The sequence below is a fragment of the Colidextribacter sp. OB.20 genome, from assembly GCF_009911595.1.
Classification (GTDB): Bacteria; Bacillota; Clostridia; order Oscillospirales; family Oscillospiraceae; genus Lawsonibacter.
The window spans coordinates 21,540-27,809 of record NZ_QWKG01000060.1 but is presented as its reverse complement, the minus strand read 5'-3'; the positions used below and the strand labels follow the sequence as shown (position 1 = coordinate 27,809).

At 62.7% G+C, this 6,270-nt stretch carries 5 protein-coding genes and 1 pseudogene; all 6 read left to right on the top strand.

The genetic code is table 11. The features are described 5' to 3' along the window. Positions 1 to 396 (top strand): annotated as a pseudogene (locus tag D1641_RS14250) (DNA polymerase III subunit gamma/tau); the annotation flags it as partial. 13 nt (positions 397 to 409) lie between these two features. Further along, on the top strand, positions 410 to 763 hold the full coding sequence (locus tag D1641_RS14245) for a YbaB/EbfC family nucleoid-associated protein (protein WP_160666830.1): 354 nt from the start codon (positions 410 to 412) through the stop codon (positions 761 to 763). A gap of 59 nt (positions 764 to 822) precedes the next feature. Then, positions 823 to 1,800 carry a leucine-rich repeat domain-containing protein gene (locus D1641_RS14240; protein ID WP_160666828.1) on the top strand — a complete coding sequence of 326 codons (978 nt, stop codon included), beginning with the start codon at positions 823 to 825 and terminating at the stop codon, positions 1,798 to 1,800. Between the two features lie 93 nt (positions 1,801 to 1,893). Beyond that, positions 1,894 to 2,586: a response regulator transcription factor gene (locus tag D1641_RS14235; protein ID WP_160666826.1), complete on the top strand. Its 693-nt coding sequence runs from the start codon at positions 1,894 to 1,896 to the stop codon at positions 2,584 to 2,586. Between the two features lie 2 nt (positions 2,587 to 2,588). Beyond that, complete coding sequence (locus tag D1641_RS14230) at positions 2,589 to 4,658, top strand: HAMP domain-containing sensor histidine kinase (RefSeq protein ID WP_160666824.1); 2,070 nt, start codon at positions 2,589 to 2,591, stop codon at positions 4,656 to 4,658. Between the two features lie 149 nt (positions 4,659 to 4,807). Further along, positions 4,808 to 6,250: a hypothetical protein gene (locus D1641_RS14225; protein WP_160666822.1), complete on the top strand. Its 1,443-nt coding sequence runs from the start codon at positions 4,808 to 4,810 to the stop codon at positions 6,248 to 6,250. Positions 6,251 to 6,270: the final 20 nt, after the last annotated feature.

Genomic DNA, 6,270 nt, shown 5'->3' with positions numbered 1-6,270 from the left:
CCCGCCCCCAAAGCGGCCCCGGCCGCCCCGGTTCGGGCCGGCGGCGACAGCGCCTTCTGGCCCTCCTTCGCGGCGGGCCTGCGGGGGAAGGTGCCCCCCACGGTGATGCCCTACCTCAACAACCCGGCCAAGGTGACGGGAACCTGGAAGAACGGCCAGCTCACCCTGTGGGTGGACAGCGAGTTCACCCGCTCCATGCTGAACAAGCCGGCGGTGCTGGACAAGCTGGCCCAGGCGGCGGCCGCCTCATTCGGAGGACAGCCCCAGGTGGGGATTGTAGTGGGAGCGCCCCCGCCCTCCGGCGGGGAGGAGGTTCCCGCCCCGGCGGCGGAGAGGGACCCCCTGGACGATCTGCTGTCCTTCGGCGGACAGTTTGACAACATAACCATACAGTGAAGGAGTTTTGATTATGGCAAAGGGATACGGCCGGGGGATGCCCGGCATGGGCGGCGGCATGAATATGAACATGCTTAAGCAGGCCCAGAAGATGCAGCAGGACATGCTGCGCATGCAGCAGGAGCTCCAGGAGAAGGAGTATCAGGCCGCCTCCGGCGGCGGGGTGGTGAGTGCCACCGTCAACGGAAAGCACGAGCTGAAAAACCTGGTCATCGACCCGGAGGCGGTGGACCCCGACGATGTGGAGATGCTCCAGGATATGATTGTGGCCGCCGTCAACGAGGCCATGCGCTCCGCCGACGCCGACGCCGCCAGCACCATGCAGTCCCTCACCGGGGGGCTGAACCTGGGCGGGCTGGGGCTGTAAGAGAATGTGGAAAAGGGGCTGTCTGCGGACAGCCCCTTACTGATAGGAGATGGAACCATATGAAAAGCTATGACACGCCCCAAAACCGGCCTGATTCCGGGGGCCAGTTCCCCGACGCGGACGGCTTTTTCTACTCCGGGCCCAGCCCCAGGGTGTGGGCGGGCTATCTGAAAAACCAGCTGCGCCTCACCTTGGCCCCCCTGCCCCAGGAGCGGGACGGCCGTCTGGCCGCCCGGCGGGCGGCCCAGCGGGAGCCCGGATATCAGTGGGACAACGAACAGACCCGGGAGTGGGCCCAATTTGGGGCGCTGGTACAAAAGATCAGACAGGCGGAGCGAGAGGCGGAGGAGGCGGGTCTGCCTCCAGAGGCGAAGAGAGAAATTGGACTTGACTCCGGAGAGGAGGCACTGTTCTTTCGAGCGGTGGAGCTGACCAAGGAGAAGCGCTTTCAGGCCCGAGGGGAGGGCATCCGGGACCTGTCCTTCCTGGAGGGGCTGACCCAGCTGAAGGAGCTGGACCTGTGGGACAACGACATTGAGGACCTGACCCCTCTGGCCTCCCTCACCGGCCTGCGGGAGCTGTGGCTGCCCTACAACCTGATTTCCGACCTGACCCCTCTGGCGGGGCTGGACAAGCTGGTGCAGCTGAAGGTCTACGGCAACCAAATCAAGAGCCTGGAGCCTCTGCGGGGGCTGACCAGCCTGAACACCCTGGACCTGCGGGGCAACCCTCTGGAGCCGGGGGCGCTGGCCTGCCTGCGCAAGTGCAAGCGGCTGGGAATGCTGAATCTGTCCAACACCGGCCTGGGGGATGTCAGCGGCCTGGAGTTCTGCCGGGCCCATATCCTGGAGCTGTACGACAACCCGGGCCTCACCGGACTGGAGGTCATCTCCACCATGAAGCGGCTGTGCTGTCTGTACATCGACACGGAGACGGCCCGGCGGTACGACGTCCAGGCCCTGGCCCCCCAGCTCATCGAGTATGGGGAGCTGGACGGGCTGTCCGTCTATGTCTGGCCGGAAAAGTATTATAACTGAGGGGAAAATTAAGGAGTTCTTAAGATTTTCGGCCTTGCAGCTTAAACACTGTGTGGTATGCTGTATTCAGAAACCGGAAAAGAGGGGGAGCCTATGTACACCATCCTGATCTGCGACGACGACAAAGACATTGTCTCTGCGCTGGACATCTACCTCACCAGCGAGGGCTACCAGACCATCAAGGCATATAACGGCAGGGAGGCTCTCCGGGCGGCGGAGAGCCACGAGATACACCTGATTTTGATGGACATCATGATGCCCGAGATGGACGGCATACGAGCCACCGCCAAGCTGCGGGAGGGGAGCAACGTGCCCATCATCCTGCTGACGGCCAAGAGCGAGGACACGGACAAGATCCTGGGCCTGAACATCGGGGCGGACGACTATATCACCAAGCCCTTCAACCCCCTGGAGGTCATCGCCCGGGTGAAGAGCCAGCTGCGGCGTTATACCGCGCTGGGGGGCGCGGAGAAGGGCCCCGGCCTGCTTACCGCCGGCCCCATCGCTATGGACGACGGGGCCAAGGTGGTCACAGTGGACGGGGAGCCCATCAATCTCACCCCCATTGAGTACAACATTTTAAAGCTGCTCCTCTCCCATCCGGGGCAGGTGTTTTCCTCCGCCCAGATTTATGAGCAGGTGTGGAACGACCCGGCATATGGCTCGGAGAACACAGTGGCCGTCCATATCCGGCACCTGCGGGAGAAAATCGAGATCAACCCCGCCGAGCCCCGGTATTTGAAGGTGGTCTGGGGGCTGGGCTATAAGATCGAGAAGGGGGCTTAGCCATGAAAAAGCTGCAAGGAAACACCGCCGCCAAGGTGTGCGCCTGGATCATCCTGCTGTGCGCCGCCCTGGGGGCGGGGGTGTTCGGGGTGCGGGTGGTGCTCAGCTTTGGCTCGGTGGCCGACGACAGCTGGCAGGGCTCCTCCCGATACTACAACGCTGTGGACAGCCGCCGGCGGGAGCTGGTGGAGGGGATCATGCTGTCCCAGCGGCTGGAGCAGCTGGAGCGGCAGATTGGGGAGGGGACCGCCGGCCCCCTGGCCTACGCTGATGTGGAGGCCATGCGGGAGGAGCGGGCTCTGGTGGAGGAGCGTTTTTCCCGCCAAAACACATGGTTCCGCTTCCGGGTGCTCACCGACAACGGACAGACCCTTCTGGGCACCAACCTCAACGACGACGAGGCCATGATCCGGGCGGTCCGGAATGTGCATTACTTCTCCTTCGAGCTTTGGGACGGAGATATCTATTATGACCCGGAAACGGACGAAGGATATTCCGCTCCGCCCACTGCGGGATTAAACCCGGAGACCGAAGCCGCGCCGCTGAAGCTGGTGCTGGAGTATGGGGTGCCTGAGAAGATTGACGATTCGATTCAGGACGAGTTCAGCCAAATCTGGAGGATGTGGGACATGGACCGGGCGGCCTTTGACCAGTACCTCACCGGCTTTTTGAGCCTGGGGGTGCTGACCTTCGCGGCCCTGCTCTGGGTCCTCTGGACCGCCGGGCACAGGGCGGGGGAGGAGGGGATTGCCCTCACCTGGCAGGAGCGGATATTCTTTGACCTGTACGCCGCGGCTGTGATCGCTGCCGAGGTCTGTCTGGTTGCCTGCTTTATCTGGACGGCAGAGCGGCTGTACTGGGGGGCGGCCAATGTTTATTCCATTATGAATGAGGATTTTGACGCCTTTTACAAGCTGGGGATCATGGGGGCCGGGGCTCTCTTCACCGCCGAGGTGTCCTGCGGCGCGCTGCTTCTGCGCACCCTGGCCGTCCGGCTTAAGGCGGGCTGCCTGGGAAAAACCACCCTGCTGTGCAGGGTGGTCACATGGATGGTCCTCACCATCCATGACTTCCTTCGCTTCCTGCCCTTCACCTGGAAGCTGGTGCTGGGCTTTGGGGCCTATGTGATTTTCACCTTCTGGCTTATCGCAGTGGGGAGGTATGATGGTGTCTTTATGCTGATGTATTTTTGTTTGCAGCTGGTTCTGCTGCTCTTCCTGTCCTGGTGGGCCTACGGCTACTACCGCCTGCGCCAGGGCACCAAAACCATCGCCGGCGGCGATTTGGAGTATCAGATCGACACCCGCCGCATGCCCTACGACCTGCGCCTTCAGGCGGAGGATTTGAACAACATCTCCGCCGGGCTTTCGGCGGCGGTGGATGAGAAGATGAAGAGCGAGCGCTTCAAGGCGGAGCTCATCACCAACGTCTCCCACGACCTGAAAACCCCGCTGACCTCCATCATCAACTATGTCAACCTGCTTAAATCCACCGAACAGACCGACCCCAAGGCAGCGGAGTATATCGAGGTGCTGGAGCGGAAGTCCCAGCGGCTGAAAAAGCTTACCGAGGACCTGGTGGAGGCGTCGAAGGCGTCCACGGGGGTGCTGTCGGTGGTCCGGGAGAAGATCGGCATGGGCCAGCTCATCGACCAGGCCCTGGGCGAGTGGGAGGAGAAGCTGAGCGGCCGCAAGCTCACCCTGGTGACCACTCTCCCTGAGGGGGAGACCTGGGTCTTTGCCGACGGCCGCCACCTGTGGCGGGTCATCGACAACCTGCTGTCCAACTGCGCCAAATACGCCATGGAGGGCACCCGGGTCTATCTGGACCTGGAGCGGGGGAGAGGTCAGGTGGCCCTGTCGGTGAAGAACATCTCCCGGGAGCCGCTGAACGTCCCCGCCGAGCGGCTGATGGAGCGCTTCGTCCGGGGGGAGGAGTCCCGGTCCACCGAGGGCTCCGGCCTGGGGCTGTCCATCGCCCGGTCCCTCACCGAGCTCCAGGGCGGGACCTTCGATCTGGCCGTGGACGGCGACCTGTTCAAGGCCATTGTTACCCTGCCCCAGGCAAATTGAACGCTTTGACCCCTATCCCGCCCCTTCCGGGCGGGATTTTTTGTTTCCGGGAAAATGTGAAAAACCTATATGCTTTTTCTGTAAATTGTGGTATGATGATAAATACCGCCCGTATGGAGTGGAGATTGGTTCTGAGGAGGGGAGAGGCCGTGAAAAAGAAGCAGGCGGCTCTGGGGCTGCTGCTGGTGATGTTTGTCCTTTTGAGCGGCTGTCTGTTCAAGCCCCCGGATGACCTCTACCGCCAGCCGGAGCGCTCCACGGGCTATGAGAAGCTCAGCGCGGCCATCCGCGCCGTCCGCCTTGGCCTGGAGGCCGAGTTCGGCACCCAGGTGGAGGACGCCACCATCCTCTCCGGGGACAACACGGCCAACATCCAGCTCCAGGACCTGGATGGGGACGGCCTGCGGGAGAGCGCGGTGACCTTCCTTCGGGTGCCGGGGATTGAGAAGCCTCTGAAAATATATATTTTCACTCAGATCGGTGAGGAGTATGTAGTTACCGGCGTGGTGGAGGGCGAGGGCAGCGCCATTTTTGCCATTGACTACGCCCAGATTAACGGCGAGGGCCGGAAGGAGCTGGCGGTCAACTGGCAGATCAGCAATGGAGCCTACCAGCTGGGGGTATACACCCTGGACGAGATCAGCCTGCCCGGCCAGGACCGGGAAGAGGAGGCTCTGGAGGAGGTCCGGCCCCTGGCCCGGAGCGAGCTGCTGGCCACGGAACGGCTGCTCACCCGGTGCAGCGTGGCCACCGACACCTCCAACGGCTGCCGCCTGCTTGATCTGGACCAGGACTCCCGGATCGAGGTGCTGGTCACCCGGATGGATACAAGCAGCCAGAGCGGCCAGGTGGAGGTCTACGGCTGGAGGGATGGGGCTATCGCCTTGCTGGCCGTGACCGACCTTTCCGCCGGCATCACGGCCATGAACCGCATCCGGACCAACTATCTGGCCGGGGAGTATGACCAGCCTGCCCTCTATGTCACCAGCACCCTGGCGGACAACAGCAAGGTGATCGACGTGGTGGCTTATGTGGATGGCAGGCTGACCAATGTGGCCCTGAACGACGACGGGGTCAGCCGGGAGGTTATCCAGGGCTACACCGAGGTCAACCCCACCGATATCAACCACGACGCCGTGATGGAGCTGCCCGCCCCCAACCCCCTGCCCGCCTATGGGGAGAGCACCTCCAGCAATTTCTGGCTCATCGACTGGGCCCAGTATGACAGTCAGGGACACCGGAACCATGTGCTCACCACCTATCACAACGTGAGCGACGGCTGGTATCTGGAGATTCCGGAGAGCTGGCGGGACCAGATCACCATCTCCCGCAACGACCAGGTCACCGGCCGCCGGGAGGTGGTATTCTCCCACTGGCGGGGGGAGAACCAGGAGCCGGAGCCCTTCCTCAGCCTTTACCGGCTGTCAAGCAGCCGGGGGGTGAGCCCGGAGGAGGGCTGGATGGTCCTCTGGGAGGAGGAGAACGTGATTTACGCAGCCCGCTTCCACACGGGGAGCTGGAGCTGCGGCCTGGATGAGATGGATCTGCTGGAGCGGTTCAGCACCATCCAAACCAGCTGGTACTATAATTAGACAGTCCGGGAGGGATACCA

What these genes read in the sequence shown, in the direction of transcription:
- D1641_RS14240 (WP_160666828.1), top strand. Translation starts at nt 823, where the DNA reads ATGAAAAGCTATGACACGCCCCAAAACCGGCCTGATTCCGGGGGCCAG.
- D1641_RS14245 (WP_160666830.1), top strand. Translation starts at nt 410, where the DNA reads ATGGCAAAGGGATACGGCCGGGGGATGCCCGGCATGGGCGGCGGCATG.
- D1641_RS14235 (WP_160666826.1), top strand. Translation starts at nt 1,894, where the DNA reads ATGTACACCATCCTGATCTGCGACGACGACAAAGACATTGTCTCTGCG.
- D1641_RS14230 (WP_160666824.1), top strand. Translation starts at nt 2,589, where the DNA reads ATGAAAAAGCTGCAAGGAAACACCGCCGCCAAGGTGTGCGCCTGGATC.